The sequence below is a fragment of the Pseudomonas medicaginis genome (genome assembly GCF_965119365.1).
Lineage (GTDB): Bacteria > Pseudomonadota > Gammaproteobacteria > Pseudomonadales > Pseudomonadaceae > Aquipseudomonas.
In genome coordinates this window covers 202,868-228,710 of sequence record NZ_OZ221631.1, presented here as the reverse complement: position 1 = coordinate 228,710, position 25,843 = coordinate 202,868, and the positions used below count along the sequence as shown (strand labels likewise).

The following is a 25,843-nucleotide window of genomic DNA, read 5'->3' as shown; positions in this document are numbered from 1 at the left end:
ATGACGTGCACGGCGTTAATCTGCACATCTTTTGCGTGCGGTAAGGCTTCATGATTGTTCTTTTCCGGCTTTTCCTGGGCCTTGCCGTGTTGCTGGCGGGCTGCGAACAACCTCCACCCCCAGCGCTGGATCAACAGTTGTATATCTGGCAGCGCCAATGGACCAAGGCTCACGAGCCGGCGCTGCGCCAGAGCCAGGGCGATTTCTCCAGCCTGCGGGTGCTGGCGTTGCAGGCGTTTCCCGGGGCGGGCTGGCGCCGTGCGCGGATCGATCCGGCCTTGCTCAAGGCTGATGGCCGTCCGCTGATCGCCGTGATTCGCCTGGACGGCCAACTCAAGAACCTGGACCAGGATGAGGTCATCGCGCAAATCCAGCAGGTGCTGGGCGATTGGCAAGCCCAAGGCCTGATCCCGGTAGGGGTAGAAATCGACCACGATGCGGGCAACGCACGGTTGCCGGCTTATGAAAAATTCCTCGGCCAACTGCGGCATGTCCTGCCGGCCAGCGTGCGGCTGAGTATTACCGCGCTGCCGGCCTGGCTCGACAGCCCCGCATTGCCGGGGGTGTTGGAAACGGTGGATAGCAGCGTGCTGCAGGTCCACGCGGTGAGCGATCCACGGCAAGGGCTGTTCGATCCGAAACAGGCCCGGCACTGGGCGCAACGTTGGAGCGAGGTCACCGCGCGGCCGTTTTACCTGGCCCTGCCAGCCTACGGTGTGGCGCTGCTGACCCAGGAGAGCGGCGTGCCCGTGGTGGAGAGCGAGGTGCCGATCGATCGCGGTGGCGAGCGTCGCGAGCTGCTGGCCGACCCGCAACAAGTGGCCGGGCTTGCGGCCGATTTGCGTGCCGATCCGCCGAAACATCTCGCTGGATTGATCTGGTTTCGCCTGCCGCTGGCCGGCGACCGACGGGCGTGGAGCCTGACCACGCTCGGCGCCGTCGCCCGGGGCGATCACCTGGACAGTCGCTTGGCATTGCAATGGGTGGAGCAGGGCGGTTTGTACGATATTCGCCTGGTCAACCAGGGCAATCTCGACAGCCCCTGGCCCCAGCGCCTGACGCTGGCTGTCGGCGCTTGTGACGGCGTCGATGCCCTGGCCGGTTATACGTTGCAACAAACCCCCGGACTGCTTACCTTCACCCGCATTCAGGAGGGCCGCTTGGCGGCGGGTAGCCAACGGGCAATCGGCTGGGCGCGCTGTACGAAAATTGACCAAGGAGGTTTCAATGTTTACCCGTAAGTGGCCTCGTCACCTGCTGTGCCTGAGCCTGTGTCTGCCGCTGGGCCCGGCGCTGGCCTGCGGGCCGGATTTTCCGATGCGTCTGTTGGATAACCGCGCCCAGACGCTGGCTGAATTGCCCGAAGGCAGCTTTCGCTTCGAGGTCAGCCGCCTCGGCCAGGCGATTGCCGGGCTCAAGCCGGCCACCGAGGCAACGGGTAATCCGGACTACAGCTATGACGACCTGCCTTCTTACGCAGAGCAACGGACCAAGGCTGAGCAGATTGGCCTGACCCCGCCGCAACGCGCGGTGGTGGAGCGCTTGCGGGCGCTGACCGATATCGACCAGGTGGCGGCTGAAGCGGCCAATCTGCCGGACGAACTGCGCCTGTATGCGCTCGGCGCGGCGGCTTTTAACGTCGGTGAGCATCAGCGTGCCGTGGAAGCGTTCCAGCAACTGCTGGCGTTACCGGCCGACCAGCGTCGGTTGCGCAGCACCTGGGCGGCGTACTCCCTCGGACGGGCATTGTTCGCCGTGAGCACCGAGGCGGGCAGTGGCGACCCTGTGGTCTTGCAGGACCAGGCGCGAGCAGCGTTTCGCCAGGCCCGCGAGTTGAGCATTGCCGGCTTCAGCGATCCGCTGGAACTGGGCATCGCCAGCCTTGGCGAAGAAGCCCGGGTGGCCTACACCGCTGACGATTGGGACAGTGCCATCGGCCTGTACGCGATCCAGAACTTGCAAGGGTCTCCGGTCGGCTACAGCTCGTTGCTGCAATTGGCCGGTGATTTGAGCGTCCAGCCAGATGAGCGCTTGAGCGAACTGCTCAAGACCCAGTTAGTGCAGCGATTGGTCACCGCCTACCTGCTCAGCCGCGTCGGCTGGTGGGACGGTGAAGAACCGTCGGGTGAGAAAAGGCTGGTCAAGCTGCTGCAAGCCAATGCCCGGGACAACCTGGACGATGCCGACCGTTTGGCGGCGGTGAGTTACCAACACGGCGATTACGCCAGCGCCCAGGCTTTTGTGCAAAAAGCCGCCGACACCGGCCTGGCCTGGTGGGTGCGCGCCAAGCTGGCCTTGCGCGCCGGCGACAAGGCGGCCGCGGCGTCGGCTTATGCCAAGGCGGCCCAGGCCTTTCCGAACGATGAGTCCTGGGGCAATCGGCGCACACCGGATTGGAATTACGAATCGGTGCAACCCAAGTGCCGTGTCGAAGGTGAAAGCGCGATCCTGGCCTTGCAGCGTGGCGATTACCTGCAAGCCTTCGATCAGCTTTATCGCGGCCAGGGCAATTATTGGTACGACGCTGCCGCAGTCGCCGAGCGTGTGCTCACGGTGGATGAACTCAAGCAGTACGTCGACGCCCAAGTTCCGGCACCACCGGTGTTGAGTCAAGAGGATCGGGACAACTACGTGCCGCTGCCCGTGGCCGCGAACCTGCGCAATTTGCTGGGGCGTCGCTTGCTGAGGGAAGGGCGCTTTGATGAGGCACCGGCTTATTTCGATAACGCAGACTTGCAGAACAAGGCCCGCGCCTATGGGCAATTGCGCCAGGACGCGGAGTCCAAGTGGTGGCCAACCCGACGGGCCGAGGCCTATTTCAATGCGTCCTGGATGGCACGCAAATGGGGCATGGAGTTGCTGGGTTACGAGATGGCGCCGGATTACGCCAGCCTGGGCGGCAATTACAGCCTGGAACCGGTCGAGCTGAACGTCGGGCCGCTGGTGGCCGAGGGTGAGGTGCAACGCCAGCAGGCCAGTGCCGCGCAGCCGGACATGCGTTACCACTATCGATTCGTCGCCACGGCGCTGGCGAGCCAGGCGGCGGATTATCTGCCCCACACCAGCCAGGCGTTTGCGGCGGTACTGTGCAAAGCGGTGGGGTACAACTCCAGCCTTGAGGAGCAAAGCGCGCTGTATCAGCGCTATGTGAAGGAAGGTCCGTATGTGGATTGGGCCGGGGATTTTGGTCATCAATGCCAGGAACCGGACTTCAGCAAGGCGAACAAACGCTACGTGACCCAGGCCTTGGAACCGATTCGCTCGACGCTACGCCCGTACAAGGCTTGGCTGGAAGTGGGCGGGGTGGTCTTGGTGGTGGCGGTGGCGTTGGGGCTGATCAGCCGGCGTCGGCGCAACGCGCGAATGTCGGCTTCCTGAGATGAGGAACCCATTGTGGGAGCGAGCTTGCTCGCGATAGCGGCATTGCAGGCACTACAGGTGCTGATGGATGACCCCATCGCGAGCAAGCTCGCTCCCACAGGGCAGGTGATATCGCCGTGGAGCGCTGTTCCTACATCTGCGTCGCCATGCCCTCCACATTCATGGCCGCCTGGCGCAACGCCTCCGAGCGAGTAGGGTGTGGGTGGCAGGTCAGGGCGATGTCCTCGGCTGAGGCGCTGAACTCCATGGCCACGCAGTATTCACCGATCATCTCGCTGACGCTCGGGCCCACCAGGTGCACGCCAAGGATCTCATCGGTGCGTTCATCAGCCAGGACCTTGGCGAACCCTTCGGTCTCATGGTTGATCTTGGCTCGGCTGTTGGCAGTGAAGGGGAACTTGCCAACCTTGTAGGCACGGCCTTCAGCCTTGAGTTGTTCCTCGGTCTTGCCGACGCTGGCCAGTTCCGGACGGGTGTAGATGACGCTGGGAATCAGCGCATAGTTGACCTCGGCGGCCTTACCGGCGATCTGCTCGATGCAGACCATGGCTTCGTCTTCGGCTTTGTGAGCCAGCATGGGACCGGCCGTCACGTCGCCGATCACCCAGACGCCGGGTGCTTCGGTGCGGTGATTCTGGTTGGCGAGCATGCCGCGTTTATCGGTGCTCAACCCGACGTTCTCCAGCCCCAGCCCTTGGGTGTAAGGCCGACGACCGATGGCGACCAGCACGTAATCGGCGTCCAGGGTCTGTGCTTCACCGCCCGCCGCCGGCTCGATCTGCAATTGCACGCCGCTGGCCGAGATGACGGCGCCGGTGACCTTCGAGCTCAGCTTGAACTGGATGCCCTGTTTACTCAGGGCCCGTTGCAGGGTCTTGCCGGCTTCGCCGTCCACCCCCGGGCAGATGCGATCGAGGTATTCCACCACGGTCACTTGGGCACCCAGGCGCCGCCAGACCGAACCCAGTTCGAGGCCGATGACGCCTGCGCCGATCACCACCAGATGCCGGGGCACCTCACTCAGGGACAAGGCGCCGGTGGAGTCGAGGATGCGTTGGTTATCGATGGTCACGCCTGGCAGGGGCATGGGTTCCGAACCGGTGGCGATGACGATGTCCTTGGCAATGAGTTCGGTCTTAGCGCCATCGTCGCCGGTAACGATCACCTTGCCGGGCCCGTCGATGTGGCCCCAGCCTTTGATCCAGTCGACCTTGTTCTTGCGAAACAGGAACTCGATGCCCTTGGTCAGGCCGGCCACGCTTTCGTTTTTCTGCTTCATCATTTGCGCAAGGTTGAGGGTGGGGCTGACTTCAATGCCCAGATTGGCGAATTCCGATCCCGTGGCGGCTTCGTACAGTTCCGAGGCGTGCAGCAAGGCCTTGGAGGGCATGCAGCCGACGTTCAGACAGGTGCCGCCCAGGGTGGCTCGGCCTTCGACACAGGCGACTTTCAACCCCAACTGCCCGGCCCGAATCGCCGCGTTATACCCGCCGGGTCCGCCGCCCAGAATGACCACGTCGTAGCTGCTCATCGCTGTTCTCCCGCTTGGCTTGATAAAAAATTATGTGCGTAATATGGGCGTTTTCAGAGTTTTCGGTCAAGGCTTAAGTCAAGAGGCCGACGCAGGCCTTGGCATGAAGAATTCAAAACGGAAATTTCACAGGAATCGTTATAAGGTAACGGCATATAACGGAGCGTCGGTGGCGTCTGTCCACGGGCCCGGATTCTGATCGCCACGAGTGCTGGGGTGGTATGCAAGTCGATCTTGATGTCGAGGGGGCACAGGTGGCCGAATGGCCGCGTTTTCAGCAAGCGTCGTTCCAAGGGCGCCGCTTGAAGCAGATCGCCTTCGCCCTGGGAAGCGTGGCGGTTTTGGGTCTGGTATTGGCGTTTTTTATCGGGGTGTTTTCGCCGCAATCGCTGTGGCCGGCCTTGCTGGTCAGCCAAGGCGCGGGGCTCCTGGTGCTGGTAGCGGGTCTGCAATCGGCCTGGTGGGTGACGCAATGGCGTAGCAGGGCGCTGCTGCCGGCTGTGGATAACCTGCCGGCGCAAGACGAGCCTGTTGATAATCTGGGTTGGTATGAGCGCTTGCTGGACGGCATCGGCGCTCGCTCGCTCGGCCTGCTCAGGCAAATCGGTGCGCCTGCGCTGTGGCTGGCCGGTTGGGCCGTGCTGGTATTGCTGAGCCTGGAGCAAGCCTGGAACTTGCAATTGCCGCCTGCTGCACTCGGCGTCTCGGCCAGCGTAGGGGCGGTGCTGTCGCTGTTATTGGGGTTCGGCTTATTGGTGCTCGAGCGACAATTGGCCCAGCAATCCCCCTTGGAATGGCCAGAAGCGCTGGCGCTGGCGCAGTTGACGCGCGTGGCGATCATCGTGCTGGTGCTCGGCGCCTTGTGCCTGCTGTTTTGCGCAGAAACGTCCACTTGGCCGTTGCGCCTGGCGGTGCTGATGGGGCTATTGCCGGGGCTGGTGGCGGCGGAGTTGCTATTGCGTGCGGTGCTGTCGTTGTTCATCCCACGCAGGGACACCCTGGAGCCGACGTTGCTGGGGCGCAGTGTCATCGCCGATCTGCTGCGCTGGCCGCCGCAGCCGCTGCTGGCCTTGCAGCATGAACTGCACAACCGTTTCGGTATCGACCTGCGCCAGATCTGGGCTTTCAGCTACATGCGCCGGGCCTTTTTGCCGGTGTTGATGCTGGTGGCACTGGTGGGCTGGTTGCTGACGGGGGTGCATGAAGTGCCGCTGCAGGAGCGGGGCATCTATGAGCGCTTCGGTAAACCGGTGGAGGTCTTCGGCCCGGGCCTGCACGTCGCACTGCCTTGGCCGTGGGGCAGGGTGCTCAACGTCGAGAATGGCGTGGTGCATGAACTGGCCACCAGCGTCGCGGATAGTCGCGCAGTGGTCGAGGCTGAACCGGCGGAGGGGCCGGCGCCGGCAGTTGCCAATCGGTTGTGGGACGCCAGCCATGTGAACGACAAGTCCCAAGTCATTGCCAGCCGTCGTGCCGATCAGCAGAGCTTCCAGATCGTCAACATGGACGTGCGCTTTGTCTACCGCATCGGCCTGACGGATGCTGCGGCACTGGCGGCGACCTACAACAGCGCCGATGTGCCGACGCTGATTCGCAGCACCGCCAGCCGCATCCTGGTGCATGAGTTTGCTTCGCGCACGTTGGACGGTTTGTTGGGTGCTGACCGTGTCAGCCTGGCCGACGAAATCGGTCGGGCGGTGCAGGCGGATTTGCAATCCCTCGACAGCGGAGTGGAAATCCTGGCGACGGTGGTGGAGGCGATTCATCCCCCGGCCGGTGCGGCCAATGCCTACCACGGCGTGCAGGCGGCGCAGATCGGCGCGCAGGCATTGATCGCCCGAGAGCGCGGCGCGGCGGCGGAACAGACCAACCAGGCGCAATTGCAAGCCAGCGTCGTCCATGACCAAGCCATGGCCACCGCCCGGGAAATCAACGCAACCGCCCAGGCCGCCGACCTGCGCTTCAGTGCCGACCGCAAAGCCTACGCCACGGCGGGGCACGCTTTTGTACTGGAGCACTACCTGGGCCAACTGAGCCAGGGCCTCGCCAATGCCCGGTTGCTGATTCTCGACCATCGCTTGGGCGGCAGCGGTAACGCGCCGACCATCGACTTGCGTACCTTCACGCTGCCGGCAGACCCTGCGTCGCCGCGTAACCCTGTCCCGCCAGGAGCTGCCCATTGAGCCAGTCCTCTTCACACGATCACCACGACCACGCTGGTCACGATCACGGCCATGCCGGTCATCACCATGGTCATCATCACCACCATCATGGCGATCCGCAGCAGGCCGGTCCGTTCCCGTGGCGGCGGATGGGTTGGGCGGTGTTGCTGGTGGCGTTTGCCATTGCGGCTGCAAGCCTGGTGCAAGTGCGCTCGGGGGAGGCCACGGTCATCACTCGTTTCGGTAATCCGGCGCGGGTGCTGCTGCAACCTGGCTTGGGTTGGCGCTGGCCGGCACCGTTCGAGGCGGCGATCCCGGTGGACCTGCGGTTGCGCACTACGTCCAGCGGTTTGCAGGATGTCGGAACCCGTGATGGGCTGCGTATCATCGTCCAGGCCTACGTGGCGTGGCAGGTGCAGGGTGACCCGGAAAACGTGCAGCGTTTCATGCGCGCGGTGCAGAACCAACCGGACGAAGCCGCACGGCAGATCCGCACCTTCGTCGGCTCGGCGCTGGAAACCACCGCCGCCAGTTTTGACTTGGCGAACCTGGTTAACACCGATGCCAGCCAAGTGCGCATCGCCGATTTCGAAGCTCAGCTGCGTCAGCAGATCGACCAACAGTTGCTCACCACTTATGGCGTGCGCGTGTTGCAAGTCGGCGTTGAGCGCCTGACGTTGCCCTCGGTGACGCTGACGGCGACGGTGGATCGCATGCGCGCCGAGCGTGAGACCATCGCCACCGAACGCACTGCCATCGGCAAGCGCGAAGCGGCGCAGATCCGCTCCGCCGCAGAACGTGATGCGCGAGTCTTGCAAGCCGATGCCACGGTGAAAGCCGCGGATATCGAAGCGCAGTCCCGGGTAGAAGCCGCCGAGATTTATGGTCGGGCCTACGCCGGCTCCCCGCAGCTCTACAATCTGCTACGTTCGCTGGATACCTTGGGTACGATTGTCAGCCCGGGCACGAAGCTGATTTTGCGCACGGATGCCGCGCCATTCCGGGTTCTGGTGGACGGACCTGCGTCGGTGGAAGGCAAAGGTGGAACACAACCATGAGTGTGGTTCCACGTGGAACAAATGAGTTATCCAGCCCGTGGATCCAGGCCGGACGCCTGGCGTTTCTGGCGCTTTACGCCGTCACGGTGCTGGCGGCGTTGGCCTGGGTCTTTTCCAACGTGCGACAGATCGACCCGCAGAATCGCGCGGTGGTGCTGCACTTTGGTGCCTTGGATCGCATCCAGAATGCCGGCCTTTTGTTGGCGTGGCCTCGTCCTGTGGAACAAGTCGTCTTGCTGCCCGCTGCGGATCGGGTGCTTGAGCGGCGGGTGGAAAATCTGCTGCGCTCGGATGCGGCCTTGCAGGCTGATCGTGTTGCCAGTTTCGCCACGCCGGTTAGCGATGCTTTGGCCGGCTCTGGTTATTTATTGACCGGTGATGCCGGCGTGGTGCAACTGGATGTGCGGGTGTTCTACAAGGTCACCGACCCTTACGCCTTCGTCTTGCAAGGGGAACATGTCCTGCCGGCACTGGACCGGCTGGCGACCCGCAGTGCCGTGGCCCTGACGGCGGCCCGGGACCTGGACACCATTCTGGTGGCCCGCCCCGAACTGATGGGCAGCGACAACCAGGCGGCCGAGCGTCGTGAACGCTTGCGCGGCGATCTGGTGCAAGGGCTTAACCGACGCCTGGCTGACCTGGCGGCGACAGGGCAGGGGCTGGGCATCGAGGTGGTGCGGGTCGATGTGCAATCGAGTCTGCCGGGGCCGGCGGTGAGTGCTTTCAATGCCGTACTGACCGCCAGCCAGCAGGCCGACAAGGCCGTGGCCAATGCCCGGACTGAAGCGGAAAAACTCACCCAGGCTGCCCGCCAAGATGCCGACCGTGCCGTGCAAGTCGCCCATGCCCAGGCCAGCGAACGGCTCGCCAAGGCTTCGGCCGACACGGCCACGGTACTGGGGCTGGCGAAGACCCAAGGCAGCGATCCGCAAATGCTGCTTCGCCTGTATCGCGAACGCCTGCCTGGGATCCTTCGCCAGGCCGGCTCAGTGACCACGGTCGACCCGAAAGACGATTCCCGCCTGATCATCCAGGGAGCCGGCCAATGACCGTCCAAAGCCCTGCAGTACCCATGTTGTCCTCGACGGAACAACGCACTGCCGCCCGGCAGTTGACCTTGGCGATGCTCGCCCTCGGCTTGCTCGCATTGGGCCTGGCATGGCGCGGCTGGTCGCCGGAGCAGAGCGGTGTCAGCCAGCTGTTGTTGGGGTTCGCCTCTCTGTTGGTGGCGGTGCCGGTGATGCGTTCGGCCTGGTACAGCTTGCGTTACCCAAGCCTGCATGGGATCACGGACCAACTGATCGCCCTGGCGATGCTCGGCGCCTGGGCCACCGGCGACCTGCTGACGGCGGCGTTGCTGCCGATCATCATGATCTTCGGCCATGTGCTGGAAGAACGCAGTGTCATTGGTTCCCAGGAGGCGATCCATGCCCTTGGCCAGCTGACCCGCAGCCAAGGCCGCAAGGTACAGGCTGACGGTTCGATCATCGATGTCGATAACGCGACGCTCCGGGCTGGCGATGTCGTGGAGGTGCGCGCCGGTGACCGGGTGCCGGCCGATGGTCGGGTATTGTCGGGCCAGGCCAGTCTCGACACTGCCCCCATCACCGGTGAGTCGGTGCCACTGGAGGCGGTGGCTGGCACGGACGTCTTTGGTGGCGCGATCAACCTCGATGGCCTGTTGCGGCTGGAGGTGACCCGCACCGGCGAGGAATCCACCCTGGGCAAAGTCATCGCCCTGATGCAAAACGCCGAACGCTCCAAGCCACCCATCACCCGTTTGCTGGAACGTTACGCTGGCAGTTACCTGGTATTGGTATTGCTGCTGGCCGCAGTGACCTGGTTCGTGACCAACGATGCCCAGGCGATGCTGGCGGTATTGGTGGCTGCGTGTCCTTGCGCGTTGGTGTTGTCGGCGCCGGCCACTGCCATTGCCGGAATCGCGGTGGCGGCGCGCCACGGGATCCTGATCCGCAGCTCGGCCTTCCTGGAAGAACTGGCGGACTTGACCTCGCTGGTGGTCGACAAGACCGGCACCTTGACCTATGGCGTCCTGCGCCTGCAATCCATCGAACGGGCCCAGGATGCCCAGGCAGCGTGGCTGCTGCCGTTGGCCGCCAGCCTCGGATCGGCCAGCAGTCATCCGGTCAGTCGTGCCTTGGCGGGGTTGGTGGAGCAGGGCGATTGCTTGCCCCTGACGGACATTCGTGAGCGCCAAGGGTTGGGTGTGGTCGCGATGACCGCCCAGGGCGAAGCGGCGCTCGGTCGGCCGGAGTTGTTTGCGCAGTTGGGCATTCAAACGTCAGCGGTTCCCGAGCACGATGGCCCGATTGCCGGCCTGGCCTTGGACGGGCAGTTCCTCGCCTGGCTGCTGTTGGCCGACAGTGTCAAGGCGGAGGCGCAGGTGGCCATGGCCGAGCTGCGGGAGTTGGGCCTGGGCCGCCAGTTGTTGTTGACTGGCGACCGCCAGAGCGTGGCCGCGACCCTGGCCCGGGACGTTGGCATCGGCGATGTGCAGGCCCAGGCCTTGCCGGAAGACAAGCTCAAGCGGGTCATGGCCGAGATCGACCATGGGTTCCGCCCCATGGTGGTGGGCGATGGCATCAACGATTCCCTGGCGCTCAAGGCCGGAGTGGTGGGTGTCGCAATGGGCGCAGGCGGTGCAGACATCGCCCTGGCGTCGGCAGACATCGTACTGATCGGCAGCGATCTGCGGCGCCTCGGCACCTGCGTGCGACTGAGTCGCCAGTGTCGGCGCACGTTGCAGGTCAACGTGATCATTGGCTTGGGCTGGACGCTGGCCATCGTTGCGTTTGCCGCCTTCGGCTGGCTTGGCGCGGCAGGCGCGATGATCGCTGCACTGCTGCACAATCTCAGTACCCTGCTAGTGTTAGGGAATGCCGGGCGCTTGCTGCGGTTCCATGAGCCACTGCTCAAGCTCCAAGCGAAGGGCACCGTTGGATAGCTTCAGGCGAACTGTGCGTTGCACGTGCAGTCTGCTTTTGGAGAGGGCATACCGCCGCAGCCGTGACCCACCACAAGGAGTGACCTGGGACAGCGATAGAAAAAGGCTATAAATTCGATAGCCTGCTATTTTTCTAGCATGGTCTACCCTCATTTCAGACGTCTGAAACAAGGGGGATTTTCCATGCTCGCGCAACTTCCACCGGCCTTACAGAATCTGCATCTACCGCTTCGGCTGCGGCTCTGGGATGGCCATGAATTTTCACTGGGTGACGACCCCAGTGTCACGATCGTGGTCAAGGACCCACAAATGGTCGCGCAATTCACTCATCCCAGCCTGGATGCGCTGGGGGCGGCGTTCGTCGAAGGCAAGCTGGAACTTGAAGGCTCGATCCACGAAGTCATTCGGGTCTGCGATGAGTGGAGCCAGGCATTGGTGGAGGACGATGCCGACAACCAGCCGGTGCGCTCGGTCCACGACAAGGAAACCGACGCCAAGGCGATCTCCTATCATTACGACCTTTCCAACGCGTTCTATCAGCTGTGGCTCGACAGCGACATGGCCTATTCCTGCGCCTATTTCGAGACGGGCAGCGAAACCCTCGAGCAGGCCCAGCAAGCCAAGTTCCGCCATCTGTGCCGCAAGCTGCGGTTGCAGCCGGGCGACTACCTGCTGGATGTCGGGTGCGGGTGGGGCGGCCTGGCGCGTTATGCCGCGCGGGAGTTCGGCGCCAGGGTCTTCGGCATCACCCTGAGCACGGCGCAACTGACGCTGGCCCGGGAACGGGTCCAAGCCGAAGGCCTGGAAGATCTGGTCGAGTTGCAGCTGCTGGATTACCGTGACCTGCCCCAGGATGGCCGCTTCGACAAAGTTGTCAGCGTCGGCATGTTCGAACATGTCGGTCACGCTAACCTGGAGCAGTATTGCAAAACGCTGTTTGGCGCCGTGCGCGAGGGTGGGCTGGTGATGAACCATGGCATCACCGCCAAGCACACCGATGGGCGTCCCGTTGGTCGTGGCGCGGGTGAGTTCATTGAGAAGTATGTATTCCCCAATGGCGAGCTACCCCACTTGTCGATGATTTCAGCGCAGATCAGCGAAGCGGGGTTGGAGATCGTCGATGTGGAAAGCTTGCGCATGCACTACGCACGCACCCTCGATCACTGGAGTGAGCGCCTGGAGGACAACCTCGCGGCAGCGTCCAAGGAGGTGTCGGAGCAGGCATTGCGGATCTGGCGTCTGTATCTGGCCGGCTGCGCCTACGCGTTCGCCAAGGGCTGGATCAACCTGCACCAGATCCTGGCGGTGAAGGCCCACGCCGACGGCAGCCATGAGTTGCCCTGGACCCGCGACGATCTCTACGTCCCTTAAAGAATCGGTGAAATAAGCCGGGCGATCCGCATGCCGATCTTCTGCAGGCGGTGGGTCTCCCGGCTTTCCTGTTTGTCGATTTCCAGGGCTTGTGCGAAGTCCTCTTCGAGCATCTGCTCGACCTCGCTGGCGAATGGGATATCCACGGTGAGCAGCATGACTTCGAAGTTCAAGCGGAACGAACGGTTGTCCAGGTTCGCGCTACCAATGGCGCTGATTTCCCGGTCGATCAGCACCACTTTCTGATGCAGGAAGCCCGGCCCGTAACGGAACATACGCACACCGGCCCGCACCGCTTCAAACGCATACAGGCTGGACGCTGCGTAGACGATCTTGTGGTCGGGCCGTGAGGGCAGCAGGATGCGCACATCCACGCCGCGCAGGACCGCCAGACGCAAGGCCGCGAAGACCGCTTCGTCGGGGATGAAGTAGGGCGTGGTGATCCAGACGCGTTCGCTGGCGGCGTGGATGGCTTCGACGAAAAACAGCGAGCAGGTTTCATAGGCGTCGGCCGGGCCGCTGGCCAGCAACTGGCAAAGCACGCCGTCATCGGGATAACTGTCCGGGAGGATCAGCGGGGGCAGCGAACGGGATGCCCAGAACCAGTCTTCGGCGAACGACTCTTGCATGCTCGCCACCACCGGTCCGCGCACTTGCACATGGGTGTCACGCCATGGCGCCAAGGGTGGTTTGTCGCCCATATACTCGTCGCCTACGTTATGTCCGCCGACGAACCCTTCCACGCCGTCCACGACGACGATCTTGCGATGGTTGCGAAAGTTGACCTGAAACCGATTGAGCCAGCCGCTGCGGGTGGCGAACGCTTTTACGTGGACGCCGCCGTCGCGTAAGGCCTGCACGTAGTGGTGGGGCAGGGAGTGGCTGCCGATGCGGTCATAGAGCAGGTACACCGCCACGCCCTCGGCGGCTTTCTTCAAGAGCAAGGTGTGCAGGCGTTGACCGAGGCGGTCGTCATGAATGATGAAGAATTGAATCAGCACGGCCTGTCGTGCCTGCCCAACGGCGTGGAAAATCGCTTCGAACGTAGCGTGGCCGTTGACGAGCAAACGCACTTGGTTATTCGCCAGGCACGGTGCGCGTCCCAGTTTCGGCATGGCCCGTAACGAGGCGTAGGCCTGGGAGGCACGTGCGGTCAGGGCTTCTTCGACCCAGGGGCGCCAGTTCAGCTCGGAGATCGCCTTGCGCATTTCTTCGTTGGCTTGCCGGCGAGCCTTGATGTAACCATCGAACGTGCTACGGCCGAACACCAGGTAAGGAATCAACGTCAGGTAGGGAATGAACGTCAGCGACAGGGCCCAGGCGATCGAGCCCTGGGCCGTGCGCACTGTCAGTACGGCGTGGACAGCAGCGATGGAACCCAGGGTGTGGAGCAGCGCGATCAGGTAACCGAAAACATGCGGGCCGAAATAATCCATGGGGCAGCCTTGCTCCTGAAGTTTCAATGCTTAACAGACCATGTTCCAAGGCGAATGTCGCTATTTAATTCACGGGTCCAGGCCCTGAACCGAACCCCGTGGGCAACGTCTAACGGCCACTTGTCCTCTGGAGTGCGTGTCATGAATGTTCGTTTGCTGGGTGTGGCCTTGGCGATGGGGTTGTCGGTTCCGATGGCGGCTCAGGCGCAGATGCTCCAGCCGGGTTTGTGGGAGTTGACCACCAGTAACATGAAGGTCGATAACCAGAACCTGCCGGACCTGCAACTGATCCTAGGCCAGTTGCAAACCCAGATGACCCCGGAGCAACGGGCGATGCTGGAAAAGCAGGGCATCACCATGGGCGGTAAAGGCATCCGCGTCTGCCTGACCCCGGCCCAGGTGCAAGCCAATGACATTCCGCTGCAGGATCCGCAATCGGGCTGCAAGCAGCAGATCACCGAGCGCACCGGCAATCAGTGGAAGTTTCGCTTCAGTTGCCCGAAAGCCCAGGGTAATGGGGTCGCGACGTTCCAGAGTGATCGTGAGTTCACCACCCAGGTCAACGGCACGTTCAATGCCACCGGTATCCAGCAGAACGGCAGCCTCGACACGCGCGCGGTGTGGCTGGGTCAGGATTGCGGGACGGTCAAGCCGAGGGCTTGAAGCTTATTTGAGTGGTCGCTTGGTGAGCTTGTGGGAGCCAAGCTTGCTCGCGATGCAGACCATTCGGTGAGTCGCCAAGCGCGTCACCGTTCATCCGCGGGCAAGCCTTGCTCCCACACAGGCTCTCAAGGCCGACTCAGCGCGTCATACAACGTATTGAGGTTGTATTCGAACAGGCCGGTGAACGTGCTGGCCGGTCCGCTGGCGGCCAGTGCGTCGGAGTAGAGCGTGCCGCCAATGTGGGCGCCACTCTCGTCGGCGATCTGCTTGAGCAGGCGCGCATCCTTGATGTTTTCCATGAACACCGCTTTGACCTTCGCCTGACGGATCTGGGTAATCAGTGCCGCGACTTCTGCCGCCGACGGTTCACGTTCGGTGGATAACCCCTGGGGTGCCATGAACTCGATGCCATAGGCCTGGCCCAGATAACCGAATGCATCGTGGGAGGTCACGATCTTGCGATTACCGGCAGGCAATGCGCCGAGCTTGGTCTTGGCTTCGGCGAGCAGGGCGTAGATCTTCTTCAGGTACGCCTGGCTGTTGCGTTCGTAATCGGCCTTGTTGGCCGGGTCGGCAACTTCCAGTGCCTTGGTGATGTTGCTGACGTACAGCTGCGCGTTTGCCAAGTTGTGCCAGGCGTGCGGGTCGGGGATGGTCTCGCCATCCTCGTCCAGTGACCGCGGGATGACGCCGCGGCTGGCGCTGATTACCGGGGCGCTGGTTTCGGTGCTGGTCACCAGGCGGTCCAGCCACGGCTCGAAGCCCAAGCCATTCTTGATGATCAGTTTTGCCTTGAGCAACGATTTGGCGTCGTCTGGCGTGGGTTCGTAGGTGTGCGCATCGGCGTCCGGCCCGACCATGTTGGTGATTTCTATATGCTCACCGCCGACCTGTCGGGTCATGTCGGCGAGGATGCTGAAGCTGGTCACCACCTGGAGTTTTTCGGCGGCGGACAGGGACATGGACAGCGTCAGACTGATTAGCACGAGCAGTACGCGCATCGGGAAACACCTCATTGGGATGTGAGCAAGGGCGGGCGGCGCAGCAAACCGTGCACCGGACCGAATACCACCGACAACAGATACAACACGCCTGCCACCAGAACGATGGACGGCCCGCTGGGCAGTGAGTAATAGAACGACAACAGCAGGCCCAGCCAAACTGAGAGGCAGCCGAACAACGCTGCGATCAGCATCAGCAGTGGCAGGCGACGGCTCCAGAATCGCGACGCAGCGGCCGGTAGCATCATCAGGCCGACCACCATCAGCGCGCCGATGGCCTGGAAGCCGATCACCAGGTTCAGCACCACCAGGGTCAGGAATACGCCATGGGCCAATGGGCCGAGACGACTGACGGTTTGCAGGAACAGCGGGTCCAGGGTGTCGAGCAGCAGCGGTCGATAAATCAACGCCATCGCCACCAGGCTGATGCCGCACACCCACAGCATGCCGGTGAGTGTCGGGCCGTCTACTGCCAAGGCGGAGCCGAACAGCAGATGAAGCAAGTCCAGGCGTTTGCCAGCCATGCCGAGAATCAGCACGCCCGCCGCCAATGAAATGGGATAAATCGCCGCGAGGCTGGCGTCCTCTCGCAGGCCGGTGCGCCGGGTAATCCAGGCGGCGAGCCCGGCCATGCTCAATCCCGCGCCCAGGCCGCCAAGGGTCAGGGCTGGCAGGCTTAGCCCGGCAAACCAGAAGCCCAGGGCTGCACCGGGCAATATGCCGTGAGCCACGGCGTCACCAATCAAGCTCATGCGCCGAAGAATCAGGAACACACCCAACGGTGCGGTGCTGCACGCCAACACCAGCCCTCCCAGCAGGGCCCGGCGCATGAAGACAAACTCTTGGAACGGTTGCCAGAGATGAGCGGCCGCGAGCATCAAGCCACCCACGTCTGGGGTTGTTGGGCAATCAAGTCCACACTGCGGCCGAGCATGCAGCCCGTGTTTCTGATCAGCAGCGTATGGGGAACATGTTGGCGCACCGCCGCCAGATCATGACATACCACCACGAGGGTCCTGCCCGCCGCGTGCCAGCGATGGATGTGCTTCCACAGGAGCGCCTGGCCTGGTTCATCAAGGGCGGCATGGGGTTCGTCGAGCAACAGCAGGGGCGCATCGGCCAGACTCAGGCGAGCGAGCAGGGCACGTTGCAGCTCGCCCCCCGACAACGCCATCAGCGGGCGATGCTCAAGGCCGTTTAGTGCCCAATCGTCCAGTACCGTCTGCAGCAACTGTCTACGCATGGCTGGCGTGTGGCGACTTCCCCAAGAACCGGCCGCTACCAGGTCTTGCAAACTGATGGGAAATTGCCGGTCCAGATGTTGCTGCTGAGGCATGAACGAAACCCCGCCTCGTCGTGGAACGTTCAGGGTGACTTTGCCGGAGAGCGGTTTTTGCAGCCCCGCGAGTACTTTCAACAGGCTGCTTTTACCCGAGCCGTTGCTACCGATGATGGCGGTGAGGCTGCCTTCCGGTCGCTCCATGGTGAGTGGCGGGGTGAGCGGTTGTCCGGGAGCTCCCCAGCGCAGTGCTTGGCAAGTGATCATGATGCGCCCCGGCTCCAGCGGCTTTGCGCCACGGCGTCATGGGCATGGAGGCTTTCGGCGTGAACGACGCGGACATCCAGGGCGGTGATCTCCGATGATCGAGCCAGGGCCGTGCTCAATCGCCGGGCGGCGTCTTCGCAGAACATCAGGTTTTGGCCGTTGGCCAAGGCGAAGGCTTGTTCATCGGCGCGTTTGACGGCGGTTTGCACAGCGGTGCCGAGGGCGGCTTCGGCTTCGTTGATGAACGACTGCAGCGGCAACTCCTCGACATCGGCATGGAGGCGCAGGGTCAGGGTCGCGGTACTGCGTTGGCTATGGGGGGTGGCGACAATACCGTTCGATGAGCCTAACCAAGCGAGGACTTCGGCGTGCTCGAGTTTTTTGTTGGCAAAGTCGTCGACGAATTGCTGCTGAATCAACTGCCGGGCTAGTGCTGCCGAACAAGGGCAAGTCGAGGAATAGGGAATCTGAATGTTCAGTTCCACGTGGAACATTGTGTTTTTCAAGTGCGCTTCGATGCTCACCGGATAGCTTTTCCAGCCTACCAACGGGCTGATCAACGCCGGGCGTTTGAGCAGCAGATCCGTATGCACGCAGAGCGAAGCCCCAGTGGATAAGCCTTCATGGCTGTCGAGAAATTGCTCCAGGATTTGACGTAATAGCGCTGGCGAAAGCGGCCTCTCTTCAAGCAACCCCAGCGCCAGGTATAAACGTGACATGTGAATGCCGCGCGCTTCGCCATCATCCAGGCTGACGCCGGCGTCGGCCGTTGCGCTCAGACGCTGGCCGTCTATCAGTACCGGCGTTGCGATACCACACATGCCCACCCAATCAAGGGGTAGGGTTTGGCGTGAAACCTGCGCAGCCACGTCGGGCAGCGTTAACGCGTTCATGGTCAAGGTCCATCGAAGGTTAGAAATCACATGTTATATTATAACAGTAGATTTAAAGAAACCTTTTCCATGAAAGGTGTTTCACCTTCGCCAACGTTCACGTTCCACGTGAAACATCAGCGCTGTGAATCCTGACAACCGTTCAGGCGCCCACATACAAATACGCCTGTGCTGCCTCCCGAACTTGAGAAGCGATTGAGGGTTGTCCAGCCCACACGGCGGCTGTAACCAACCCAACTTTCGCCATCTGATGCCAACCCAGTGAAGAACGTGAGCTGACCGTAGCGGCTGTTCGTTTGCGCCCAATAGCGGCGACTGGCCGCTTCAAAACCACGCAAATAAATAGTACTTCCAGCCGTCGCGACGCTGTAGGCGTTGCCTTGGCTATCCACACAAGCCAGCAGGTTGGCGCTGCGGGTGCAGTTCGCCAAGAGCGGGCTCTGGGCCGCAGCATCCAGTGCCCATAGCAACGGCAGGCTCGCAAGAACGAATTTCAGGTGAATGCGCATGGATTGAATCTCAGAGCAATGAAGACCGGCGGGGCTGGTTGAATACTGTTGTTATACTATAACATTAAAGCATCCAGGCCCCGAACCCCGCCAAATCCTGGAACGAGCCGTCGTCGAAGCGGCCGCCCGATGAGGATATACCGATGCCCAACCGCCTTCCCGTAACCGTGCTTTCCGGATTTCTCGGCGCTGGTAAAAGCACGTTGCTCAACCACGTCCTGCGTAATCGCGACAACCTGAGAGTCGCCGTGATCGTCAACGATATGAGCGAGATCAACATTGATGGCAGCGAAGTCCAGCGAGATGTCACCCTGAGTCGTTCCGAAGAGAAGCTGGTGGAAATGAGCAACGGCTGCATTTGCTGCACATTGCGTGAGGACTTGCTCGAAGAAGTCGGGCAACTCGCCAGGGAAGGGCGTTTCGATTACCTGCTGATCGAATCCACAGGGATCTCCGAACCGATGCCAGTGGCGGAAACCTTCACGTTCCGCGATGAAGAAGGTCGAAGCCTGGCCGATGTGGCGCGACTCGACACCCTGGTAACCGTGGTCGACGGGGTGAATTTCATGCTCGATTACCAGGCCGCCGAAAGCCTGGCGTCGCGGGGCGAAACCCTGGGTGAGGAGGATGAGCGCTCCATTACGGAGCTGTTGATCGAACAGATTGAATTTGCCGACGTAATTCTGATCAGCAAGATCGACCTGATCAGTCAGCATGAGCGGGAGGAGTTGACTGCGATTCTGCAGCGTCTCAACGCCCAGGCACAGATCATTCCCATGGCCATGGGGCAGGTGCCACTGGGCAAAATTCTCGACACCGGTCTTTTCGATTTTGAACGCGCCGCCCAGGCACCTGGCTGGCTGCAGGAACTGCGTGGCGGGCATGTGCCAGAAACCGAGGAATATGGCATCGCCTCGACCGCTTATCGGGCACGTCGACCGTTCCATCCCCAGCGCTTCTTCAACTTCATCGACCGTCCGTGGCCCGATGGCAAACTCCTGCGCTCCAAGGGATTCTTCTGGCTGGCCAGTAAGCCAGAGGAGGCGGGCAGTTGGTCCCAGGCTGGCGGTTTGATGCGGCATGGCTTCGCCGGGCGCTGGTGGCGGTTCGTGCCGAAAAACCAATGGCCGCAGGATGAAGAGAGCACGGCGGCGATCATGAAAAACTGGCTGGCTGCCACAGGTGATTGTCGGCAGGAGCTGGTCTTCATTGGCCAGGGTATCGATTTCGGCCAACTCGCCGCTGAACTGGACGCTTGCCTGCTCACCGATGCGGAAATGGCCTTGGGAATTGAAAGTTGGCGCTTGTTGCCGGATCCGTTCGGGCCGTGGCACGACGAGGTGGCCGCGTGATGCTGGCGCCCAGCCTGAAAAGAGCCGTACGGGTACGGCAGGTCCAAGGTGATACGCCGAGGATATTCACGCAGATCCTGGACGATGGCACCAACCTGGCGGTCTGGCAGCGGCAGCTTCCGGCACACATCAGCGACTTTGCCACCATGGTGCTGGCGATGGACCAGCCACTGGCTGAATCACGGGTGCTCGACTTGCCAGAGGATGACACCGTGCCGGCGCTGCATGGCCTGGCCGCTGGTTTCAGCGACGTGCACGGCTATGAAGGCTTCATCGCCGATGTCTCCTGGCTGGTCAGTGCGTTCGCCTGCCTGTTGGGCGCCCAACGTGTCGGTTTGCGTCTGCGCACACTGGACAAGGCCATGTGCCCGCGCTTCCACGTCGATCACGTGCCGGTGCGGCTGCTGACCACCTACGCGGGCGTCGGCAGCCAGTGGCTCAAGGAAGAGGCCATGGATCGTCGCCGCCTGGCGCAGGCTGAGGCGCCGCCGCTGGATCCGCGCATGATCCAGCAGTTCAGTTGCGGTGATGTCGGCTTGCTTAAAGGTGAAAAATGGCACGGTAATGAGGGGTTTGGCCTGATCCATCGCTCGCCGGAGCCCGCGCCGGGAGAGCGTCGTCTGATTCTCACGCTGGATTGGCTGGCTTAAGGCTTGAGCCAGGTGCCCTGGCTTTGGCCTTCGCAAAAGGGCTGCAAGTAGGCGGCATCAGTCGCCACGCCGTAATAGTGAATATCCTGGCGGTAAGGCATATTGGCGACCTGGGCGTTGCTGCAAACGCCGAACGCGCCGCCAGGGCATTGATCGACGTATTGCACCTCGACCTTCTGGCCGGCAAGCTTTGGTTGGCAGAAGCCATCGGCAAACAGCTTCTGTGGAATGCTGCGGTTCTGTTGGCAGACTTTCACGTCGAGCCGCTCCGCCTGGCTGTGAACCACGCAGGCCTGGGCCAGCGCCTGGTTCGACGTCAATGCCAGTAACCACCAGCCGATCATTCGCATCTTCACCTTCCTCGAAAGCCGTCGATTATGTTGCAGCACATTCCCACCCATGTCATTGCCGGTCCATTGGGTGCCGGCAAGACCAGCCTGATCAGGCATCTGCTGGCCCAGCGACCGGCCGATGAACGCTGGGCGGTGCTGATCAACGAGTTCGGCCAGATCGGCCTGGATGCCGCATTGCTGACCCAGGCGGGCGATGGTATCGCACTGGGCGAAGTGGCCGGCGGTTGCTTGTGCTGCGTCAATGGCGCGCCGTTTCAGATCGGCCTTGGACGCCTTCTGCGCAAGGCCCGGCCGGATCGGCTGTTCATCGAACCCTCAGGCCTGGGCCATCCAGTACAGTTGCTGCGGCAACTGAGTGAAGCGCCATGGCTCGGCGTGCTGGCGGTCCAACCCTGTGTATTGGTACTGGATGCCCGGGCGATGGCGGACGGCAAGCCCTTGCCCGACGCACAGCAACAAGCCCTGGCGGATGCCGGATTGCTGGTGCTGAACAAGTCCGAGACCGTCACGCAAGCCGATCGCGAACGGGTGACGGAGCGACTGTCAGGGCGTGCGTTGTATTGGACGCAACACGCGGCATTACCGATCGAGCAATTGCCAGGCTTGGCGGCTCGGGGCCGCGGGACTGTGGATAACGTGAACCTGCCCAAGAGCCTGGGTCGGATTCCGGCCATGTGGACCGACCCGACGCAGCCGATCTGTCTGTATCAGCAGCAGGAAGGCGGCTGGAGCATCGGTTGGCGTTGGCACCCCAGCCAACGATTCGACGCAGCGGCGCTGACGCGATGGCTACAAGGTCAGGACTGGAAACGGGCGAAGATGGTGATCCACAGCCTCGACGGTTGGGTTTCAGCCAATGCCTTGGGAAGGGCGAGGCTGGACTGGCAAGCCAGTGAATGGCGCCAGGACTCCCGGATCGAGCTGATTTTCGATGAGCCGCAAGACGTTGATTGCCTGCAAGCCAGCCTGGTGAATTGTCGGCGACCCTGAGTCAGCGGTGTCTCAAGGCTTCCACTTGTTGTGTTCCTGGCGCCACTGGCTCAACTCGATGACTTCGGCCCTGGCCCTGGTCTGGGTCGGTTCAATGGGCGGTGACGGTGTTTCTTCGAAGGGCATCGGGTAGGGCGCCAGCTCAATTTGTGCACTGTGGGCACCAAACTGGGTGATGGTGCCCGAATGGCGGCTTTCGCCGGTGACGGTAAACTCGAAGGTATAAACACGAGCCAGGCGTCGTCGACCCTTGGCGTCCTTCACGAAGCCGATTTTTTTCAGCGCCACGTTGCCGTCCAACAGCTCGACCTTGAGGTTGGCGCAATGCTGCATGACCCTCGCCAACGCTCGCTCGCGCAAGCCATGGTTGTGCCACAGCCAGGCACCGCCGGTCGCCAGCAGCATCAGCACGAAAATGTTTCCAAGGGTCAGCATGAACGAAGTGCTCCAACAAGTTGCTGTCAGCTTAACTGTCTCTCTGGTCTGTCGTACAGGCTGCGTTTAGTCGCATACTGCGCGGCTTGAATTCCAATCGTTTTACGGAAACTTCCCGCATGAAACGTACGCCTCATCTGCTTGCCATTCAGTCCCATGTGGTCTTCGGTCACGCTGGCAACAGCGCCGCGGTGTTTCCGATGCAGCGGGTCGGCGTGAACGTTTGGCCGCTCAATACCGTGCAATTTTCCAATCACACCCAGTACGGCCAATGGACTGGAGAGGTGCTGGCGCCAGAGCAGATACCGGCATTGGTAGAAGGCATTGCAGCCATCGGTGAACTGGGGCATTGCGATGCGGTGTTGTCCGGTTACCTGGGCAGTGCGGCTCAGGGACGGGCGATTCTGACGGGGGTGGCGCGGATCAAGGCCGCCAATCCGAAGGCGCTGTACCTGTGTGATCCGGTCATGGGGCATCCAGAGAAGGGCTGCATCGTGGCGCCCGAGGTGAGCCGGTTTCTTCTGGAAGAAGCCGCTGCCGTGGCGGACCTCATGTGCCCGAACCAACTGGAACTGGACAGCTTTTCGGGGCGCAAGGCCCAATCGTTGCTGGACTGCCTGGCCATGGCGCGGGCGTTGTTGGCCCGTGGGCCGAAGGCGGTGCTGGTCAAGCACCTGGCCTACCCGGGCAAACCCGATGACAGCTTCGAAATGCTGCTGGTGACCGCCGAGGGCAGTTGGCACCTGCGCCGTCCCCTGTTGGCTTTTCCGCGCCAGCCGGTGGGCGTGGGTGACCTGACGTCGGGGTTGTTCCTGGCGCGGGTCCTTCTGGGGGACAGCCTGGTGGCAGCGTTCGAATTCACCGCTGCCGCCGTCCATGAGGTGCTGCTGGAAACCCAGGCCTGCACAAGCTATGAGCTGGAACTGGTCCGCGCCCAAGACCGCATCGCCCATCCCCGTGTGCGGTTCGAGGCGGTGCCAATCAGCCTCTGATCACTGCAAGCTCCCACATGTCGGTCAAGGCCCGTCCGCCTTGATCTCCTGGTAGCGCCTTTCCAGTTCCTGGCGGATCTGTCGACGTTGCTGGGCTTGCTCGTAGCGGCGTTTTTCTTCGCTGTTTTGCGGCTGCAAGGGCGGTACGGCGGCGGGTTTACGCAGGTCATCCACCGCAACCATGGTGAAGAAGCAACTGTTGGTGTGACGCACCGAGCGTTCGCGAATATTTTCGGTCACGACTTTGATGCCCACTTCCATCGAAGTGTTGCCGGTGTAGTTCACCGAGGCCAGGAAGGTCACCAGCTCGCCGACATGAATCGGCTCACGGAAGATGACCTGGTCAACCGACAGGGTCACCACGTAACGACCCGCATAGCGGCTGGCGCAGGCGTAGGCGACTTCGTCGAGGTATTTGAGCAAGGTGCCGCCATGGACATTGCCAGAGAAGTTGGCCATATCAGGGGTCATCAACACCGTCATCGACAGCTGGGCGTTTCCGGGTTCCATAACGTACTCACGATTCAAGGCAGCTAGGTTGGAGTACACCTCTGCGGGTGCTGGTTAAGTGGCCTGCAAAACCGGCCATCGGTTTTAAAAACCACCGATATCGGGACGCTGCGCCTGTGGTTGCCGTCACGCGCCGATGGATCTGTTTCCATATATTGCACCGTCTTTTTGTCAGAAGTCGCGGTGTTACCCTTCAAAAGCCCATTGCGAGGGCAATTGCTACCGAGGAAACGGATTTCTCCAGCTCTGCAGTGAGTCATTTGAACAGGGAGCCCCGACATGCATGCCATCAGTTTCATCCAGGATTTGGCAATCATCATGATGGCGGCGGGGCTGGTGACCGTACTCTTTCATCGTTTCAAACAGCCCGTGGTATTGGGCTACATCGTGGCCGGCTTCATCATTGGCCCGCATACGCCTCCGTTCGGTTTTATCCACGACGAAGACACGATCAAGACCCTGGCCGAGCTCGGGGTGATCTTCCTGATGTTTTGCCTGGGCCTGGAATTCAGCCTGCGCAAACTGTTCAAGGTCGGAGCCACGGCCTTCATCGCGGCGTTCCTCGAAATCGTGCTGATGATCTGGATCGGCTATGAAATCGGTCGCTGGTTCGAGTGGAGCGCCATGGACTCGCTGTTCCTTGGCGCGATCCTGGCCATTTCCTCCACCACCATCATCGTCAAGGCCCTCAACGACCTGAAGATGAAGAACGAACGCTTCGCGCAGCTGATTTTCGGGGTGCTGATCGTCGAGGATATCCTGGGCATTGGCATCATCGCCTTGCTGTCGAGCATTGCCGTCAGCGGCGCCGTGAGCTCCGGCGAGGTGTTTTCCACTGTCGGCAAGTTGTCGCTGTTCATGATTGTCGCATTGGTCATCGGCATTCTGCTGGTACCGAGGGTGCTGGCCTACGTGGCGAAGTTCGACAGCAATGAAATGTTGCTGATTACCGTACTGGGCTTGTGTTTCGGTTTCTGCCTGCTGGTGGTGAAGCTCGAATACAGCATGGTGCTCGGCGCGTTCCTGATCGGTGCGATCATGGCCGAGTCCCGGCAATTGCTGAAGATCGAGCGCCTGGTGGAGCCGGTGCGTGATTTGTTCAGCGCGATTTTCTTCGTCGCCATCGGGCTGATGCTCGACCCGGTGATATTGCTGCAATACGCCTGGCCGATTGCGGTGATCACGGGCGCAGTGGTGCTCGGCAAGATGTTGTCCTGCGGCCTCGGTGCCTTTATCGCCGGTAACGACGGACGCACCTCGCTACGCGTTGGGATGGGGCTTTCGCAGATCGGCGAATTTTCCTTCATCATCGCGTCGTTGGGGATGACCCTGCAGGTCACCAGCGATTTCCTCTATCCGGTCGCGGTCGCCGTCTCGGTGTTGACCACTCTGCTGACGCCGTACCTGATCAGGGCCGCCGACCCGCTGTCCGTCAAGTTGGCGGCGGTCATGCCGCAACGGCTGACGCGGGTGCTGGGGATGTATGGCGAATGGCTGCGTAGCATCCAGCCCCACGGTGAAGGGGCGATGGTGGCATCGATGATCCGGCGGATTTTGCTGCAGGTCGGCGTCAACCTGGCGCTGGTGATTGCGATTTTTGTTTCGGGTGGTTTTTTCGCCGAGCGGATGTCGGCTTACCTGCAAGCATGGATCAGCGACCCGAGCTGGCAGAAAGCACTGATCTGGGGCGGGGCGTTGCTGCTGTCGCTACCGTTCCTGATCGCCGCGTACCGCAAGCTCAAGGCGCTGTCGATGCTGCTGGCGGAGATGGGCGTGAAGCCTGAGATGGCTGGTCGCCACACCCAGCGTGTGCGTCGGGTGATCGCCGAAGTGATCCCGATTCTCTCGCTGCTGGTGATTTTCCTGCTATTGGCAGCCTTGTCGGCCAGCATTCTGCCGACCAACAAGTTGCTGGTGCTGATTGCCGTGGTGGCGATTGCCGTGGCGGCATTGCTCTGGCGCTGGTTCATCCGTCTGCATACGCGGATGCAGGTGGCGTTGCTGGAAACCCTGGACAACCACAAGGAGTCATCCGGGCATTGACC

General features: G+C 61.9%; 23 protein-coding genes. 13 read left to right on the top strand and 10 right to left on the bottom strand.

Translation table 11 applies throughout. From position 1 onward, the window contains the following. Positions 1–50 precede the first annotated feature (50 nt). Positions 51–1,241 (top strand): DUF3142 domain-containing protein, encoded by a 1,191-nt coding sequence (locus tag ACMTA2_RS01035; protein ID WP_413793356.1) that lies wholly within the window; start codon positions 51–53, stop codon positions 1,239–1,241. After that, on the top strand, positions 1,228–3,378 hold the full coding sequence (locus tag ACMTA2_RS01030) for a hypothetical protein (protein ID WP_413793355.1): 2,151 nt from the start codon (positions 1,228–1,230) through the stop codon (positions 3,376–3,378). The genes ACMTA2_RS01035 and ACMTA2_RS01030 overlap by 14 nt, the downstream gene beginning before the upstream one ends. Positions 3,379–3,511: 133 nt before the next feature. Here the strand turns inward: ACMTA2_RS01030 and lpdA are convergent, their stop codons facing one another. Further along, positions 3,512–4,912 carry a dihydrolipoyl dehydrogenase gene (lpdA, locus tag ACMTA2_RS01025; protein ID WP_413793354.1) on the bottom strand — a complete coding sequence of 467 codons (1,401 nt, stop codon included), beginning with the start codon at positions 4,910–4,912 and terminating at the stop codon, positions 3,512–3,514. A gap of 221 nt (positions 4,913–5,133) precedes the next feature. Between lpdA and hflK (ACMTA2_RS01020) the strand changes: the two genes are divergently transcribed. The 5 genes from hflK (ACMTA2_RS01020) (at position 5,134) to cfaB (ending at position 12,468) form a co-directional block, all read left to right on the top strand. After that, positions 5,134–7,095, top strand: a complete 1,962-nt coding sequence (gene hflK, locus ACMTA2_RS01020) for a protease modulator HflK (RefSeq protein ID WP_413793353.1) — start codon at positions 5,134–5,136, stop codon at positions 7,093–7,095. Further along, complete coding sequence (gene hflC, locus ACMTA2_RS01015) at positions 7,092–8,132, top strand: protease modulator HflC (RefSeq protein WP_413793352.1); 1,041 nt, start codon at positions 7,092–7,094, stop codon at positions 8,130–8,132. The genes hflK (ACMTA2_RS01020) and hflC overlap by 4 nt, the downstream gene beginning before the upstream one ends. Further along, positions 8,129–9,181 carry a protease modulator HflK gene (gene hflK, locus ACMTA2_RS01010; RefSeq protein WP_413793351.1) on the top strand — a complete coding sequence of 351 codons (1,053 nt, stop codon included), beginning with the start codon at positions 8,129–8,131 and terminating at the stop codon, positions 9,179–9,181. Before hflC ends, hflK (ACMTA2_RS01010) begins: the two co-directional genes overlap by 4 nt. Next, entirely contained in the window at positions 9,178–11,097 is a 1,920-nt protein-coding gene (locus ACMTA2_RS01005) for a cation-translocating P-type ATPase (protein ID WP_413793350.1), read from the top strand. Before hflK (ACMTA2_RS01010) ends, ACMTA2_RS01005 begins: the two co-directional genes overlap by 4 nt. 183 nt (positions 11,098–11,280) lie before the next feature. Further along, on the top strand, positions 11,281–12,468 hold the full coding sequence (gene cfaB, locus ACMTA2_RS01000; RefSeq protein ID WP_413793349.1) for a C17 cyclopropane fatty acid synthase CfaB: 1,188 nt from the start codon (positions 11,281–11,283) through the stop codon (positions 12,466–12,468). Here cfaB and cls read toward each other — a convergent pair. Further along, positions 12,465–13,904, bottom strand: a complete 1,440-nt coding sequence (gene cls, locus ACMTA2_RS00995) for a cardiolipin synthase (RefSeq protein WP_413793348.1) — start codon at positions 13,902–13,904, stop codon at positions 12,465–12,467. The genes cfaB and cls overlap by 4 nt on opposite strands. 141 nt (positions 13,905–14,045) lie before the next feature. On the opposite strand from cls, the gene ACMTA2_RS00990 reads away from it, so the two are divergent. Continuing rightward, a complete protein-coding gene (locus tag ACMTA2_RS00990) occupies positions 14,046–14,567 on the top strand; it encodes a DUF3617 domain-containing protein (RefSeq protein WP_413793347.1) in 522 nt (173 codons plus the stop codon). A 125-nt stretch (positions 14,568–14,692) separates the two neighbouring features. On the opposite strand, the gene ACMTA2_RS00985 is transcribed toward ACMTA2_RS00990, so the two are convergent. The 5 genes from ACMTA2_RS00985 to ACMTA2_RS00965 all read right to left on the bottom strand — a co-directional run bounded on the left by ACMTA2_RS00985 (position 14,693) and on the right by ACMTA2_RS00965 (position 18,516). After that, positions 14,693–15,568, bottom strand: a complete 876-nt coding sequence (locus tag ACMTA2_RS00985) for a metal ABC transporter substrate-binding protein (RefSeq protein ID WP_413793346.1) — start codon at positions 15,566–15,568, stop codon at positions 14,693–14,695. Between the two features lie 11 nt (positions 15,569–15,579). Next, the gene (locus ACMTA2_RS00980; protein WP_413793345.1) at positions 15,580–16,446 is read right to left on the bottom strand and encodes a metal ABC transporter permease; all 867 of its coding nucleotides are present in this window, start codon (positions 16,444–16,446) and stop codon (positions 15,580–15,582) included. Next, positions 16,446–17,114, bottom strand: a complete 669-nt coding sequence (locus ACMTA2_RS00975; RefSeq protein ID WP_413793344.1) for a metal ABC transporter ATP-binding protein — start codon at positions 17,112–17,114, stop codon at positions 16,446–16,448. Before ACMTA2_RS00975 ends, ACMTA2_RS00980 begins: the two co-directional genes overlap by 1 nt. Beyond that, the gene (folE2, locus tag ACMTA2_RS00970; protein ID WP_413793343.1) at positions 17,111–18,007 is read right to left on the bottom strand and encodes a GTP cyclohydrolase FolE2; all 897 of its coding nucleotides are present in this window, start codon (positions 18,005–18,007) and stop codon (positions 17,111–17,113) included. Before folE2 ends, ACMTA2_RS00975 begins: the two co-directional genes overlap by 4 nt. Before the next feature lie 116 nt (positions 18,008–18,123). Beyond that, positions 18,124–18,516, bottom strand: coding sequence for a glutamine synthetase (locus ACMTA2_RS00965; RefSeq protein ID WP_413793342.1), 393 nt, complete (start codon positions 18,514–18,516; stop codon positions 18,124–18,126). Between the two features lie 143 nt (positions 18,517–18,659). Between ACMTA2_RS00965 and zigA the strand changes: the two genes are divergently transcribed. After that, on the top strand, positions 18,660–19,868 hold the full coding sequence (gene zigA, locus ACMTA2_RS00960) for a zinc metallochaperone GTPase ZigA (protein WP_413793341.1): 1,209 nt from the start codon (positions 18,660–18,662) through the stop codon (positions 19,866–19,868). After that, positions 19,868–20,518 (top strand): DUF1826 domain-containing protein, encoded by a 651-nt coding sequence (locus ACMTA2_RS00955; RefSeq protein WP_413793340.1) that lies wholly within the window; start codon positions 19,868–19,870, stop codon positions 20,516–20,518. The genes zigA and ACMTA2_RS00955 overlap by 1 nt, the downstream gene beginning before the upstream one ends. Here ACMTA2_RS00955 and ACMTA2_RS00950 read toward each other — a convergent pair. Then, positions 20,515–20,868: an NADH:ubiquinone oxidoreductase gene (locus ACMTA2_RS00950; protein ID WP_413793339.1), complete on the bottom strand. Its 354-nt coding sequence runs from the start codon at positions 20,866–20,868 to the stop codon at positions 20,515–20,517. The two genes, ACMTA2_RS00955 and ACMTA2_RS00950, sit on opposite strands and share 4 nt — an antisense overlap. A gap of 27 nt (positions 20,869–20,895) precedes the next feature. Between ACMTA2_RS00950 and ACMTA2_RS00945 the strand changes: the two genes are divergently transcribed. Beyond that, positions 20,896–21,861 carry a CobW family GTP-binding protein gene (locus tag ACMTA2_RS00945; RefSeq protein WP_413793338.1) on the top strand — a complete coding sequence of 322 codons (966 nt, stop codon included), beginning with the start codon at positions 20,896–20,898 and terminating at the stop codon, positions 21,859–21,861. Positions 21,862–21,873: 12 nt separating this feature from the next. Here the strand turns inward: ACMTA2_RS00945 and ACMTA2_RS00940 are convergent, their stop codons facing one another. Beyond that, positions 21,874–22,296 carry a DUF3301 domain-containing protein gene (locus ACMTA2_RS00940; RefSeq protein ID WP_413793337.1) on the bottom strand — a complete coding sequence of 141 codons (423 nt, stop codon included), beginning with the start codon at positions 22,294–22,296 and terminating at the stop codon, positions 21,874–21,876. 119 nt (positions 22,297–22,415) lie between these two features. On the opposite strand from ACMTA2_RS00940, the gene pdxY reads away from it, so the two are divergent. Continuing rightward, positions 22,416–23,288, top strand: a complete 873-nt coding sequence (pdxY, locus tag ACMTA2_RS00935; RefSeq protein WP_413793336.1) for a pyridoxal kinase PdxY — start codon at positions 22,416–22,418, stop codon at positions 23,286–23,288. 24 nt (positions 23,289–23,312) lie between these two features. Here the strand turns inward: pdxY and ACMTA2_RS00930 are convergent, their stop codons facing one another. Further along, complete coding sequence (locus ACMTA2_RS00930; RefSeq protein ID WP_072343578.1) at positions 23,313–23,798, bottom strand: acyl-CoA thioesterase; 486 nt, start codon at positions 23,796–23,798, stop codon at positions 23,313–23,315. 279 nt (positions 23,799–24,077) lie between these two features. Here ACMTA2_RS00930 and ACMTA2_RS00925 point away from each other — a divergent pair, with 279 nt between their 5' ends. Continuing rightward, complete coding sequence (locus ACMTA2_RS00925) at positions 24,078–25,841, top strand: cation:proton antiporter (protein WP_413793335.1); 1,764 nt, start codon at positions 24,078–24,080, stop codon at positions 25,839–25,841. Positions 25,842–25,843 lie beyond the last annotated feature (2 nt).

Bases quoted from the DNA above. Each gene is read 5' to 3' on its own strand.
- ACMTA2_RS01035 (WP_413793356.1), top strand. From the start codon at position 51: ATGATTGTTCTTTTCCGGCTTTTCCTGGGCCTTGCCGTGTTGCTGGCG.
- ACMTA2_RS01030 (WP_413793355.1), top strand. From the start codon at position 1,228: ATGTTTACCCGTAAGTGGCCTCGTCACCTGCTGTGCCTGAGCCTGTGT.
- lpdA (WP_413793354.1), bottom strand. From the start codon at position 4,912: ATGAGCAGCTACGACGTGGTCATTCTGGGCGGCGGACCCGGCGGGTAT.
- hflK (WP_413793353.1), top strand. From the start codon at position 5,134: ATGCAAGTCGATCTTGATGTCGAGGGGGCACAGGTGGCCGAATGGCCG.
- hflK (WP_413793351.1), top strand. From the start codon at position 8,129: ATGAGTGTGGTTCCACGTGGAACAAATGAGTTATCCAGCCCGTGGATC.
- ACMTA2_RS01005 (WP_413793350.1), top strand. From the start codon at position 9,178: ATGACCGTCCAAAGCCCTGCAGTACCCATGTTGTCCTCGACGGAACAA.
- cfaB (WP_413793349.1), top strand. From the start codon at position 11,281: ATGCTCGCGCAACTTCCACCGGCCTTACAGAATCTGCATCTACCGCTT.
- cls (WP_413793348.1), bottom strand. From the start codon at position 13,904: ATGGATTATTTCGGCCCGCATGTTTTCGGTTACCTGATCGCGCTGCTC.
- ACMTA2_RS00990 (WP_413793347.1), top strand. From the start codon at position 14,046: ATGAATGTTCGTTTGCTGGGTGTGGCCTTGGCGATGGGGTTGTCGGTT.
- ACMTA2_RS00985 (WP_413793346.1), bottom strand. From the start codon at position 15,568: ATGCGCGTACTGCTCGTGCTAATCAGTCTGACGCTGTCCATGTCCCTG.
- ACMTA2_RS00980 (WP_413793345.1), bottom strand. From the start codon at position 16,446: ATGCTCGCGGCCGCTCATCTCTGGCAACCGTTCCAAGAGTTTGTCTTC.
- ACMTA2_RS00975 (WP_413793344.1), bottom strand. From the start codon at position 17,114: ATGATCACTTGCCAAGCACTGCGCTGGGGAGCTCCCGGACAACCGCTC.
- folE2 (WP_413793343.1), bottom strand. From the start codon at position 18,007: ATGAACGCGTTAACGCTGCCCGACGTGGCTGCGCAGGTTTCACGCCAA.
- ACMTA2_RS00965 (WP_413793342.1), bottom strand. From the start codon at position 18,516: ATGCGCATTCACCTGAAATTCGTTCTTGCGAGCCTGCCGTTGCTATGG.
- zigA (WP_413793341.1), top strand. From the start codon at position 18,660: ATGCCCAACCGCCTTCCCGTAACCGTGCTTTCCGGATTTCTCGGCGCT.
- ACMTA2_RS00955 (WP_413793340.1), top strand. From the start codon at position 19,868: ATGCTGGCGCCCAGCCTGAAAAGAGCCGTACGGGTACGGCAGGTCCAA.
- ACMTA2_RS00950 (WP_413793339.1), bottom strand. From the start codon at position 20,868: ATGCGAATGATCGGCTGGTGGTTACTGGCATTGACGTCGAACCAGGCG.
- ACMTA2_RS00945 (WP_413793338.1), top strand. From the start codon at position 20,896: ATGTTGCAGCACATTCCCACCCATGTCATTGCCGGTCCATTGGGTGCC.
- ACMTA2_RS00940 (WP_413793337.1), bottom strand. From the start codon at position 22,296: ATGCTGACCCTTGGAAACATTTTCGTGCTGATGCTGCTGGCGACCGGC.
- pdxY (WP_413793336.1), top strand. From the start codon at position 22,416: ATGAAACGTACGCCTCATCTGCTTGCCATTCAGTCCCATGTGGTCTTC.
- ACMTA2_RS00930 (WP_072343578.1), bottom strand. From the start codon at position 23,798: ATGGAACCCGGAAACGCCCAGCTGTCGATGACGGTGTTGATGACCCCT.
- ACMTA2_RS00925 (WP_413793335.1), top strand. From the start codon at position 24,078: ATGCATGCCATCAGTTTCATCCAGGATTTGGCAATCATCATGATGGCG.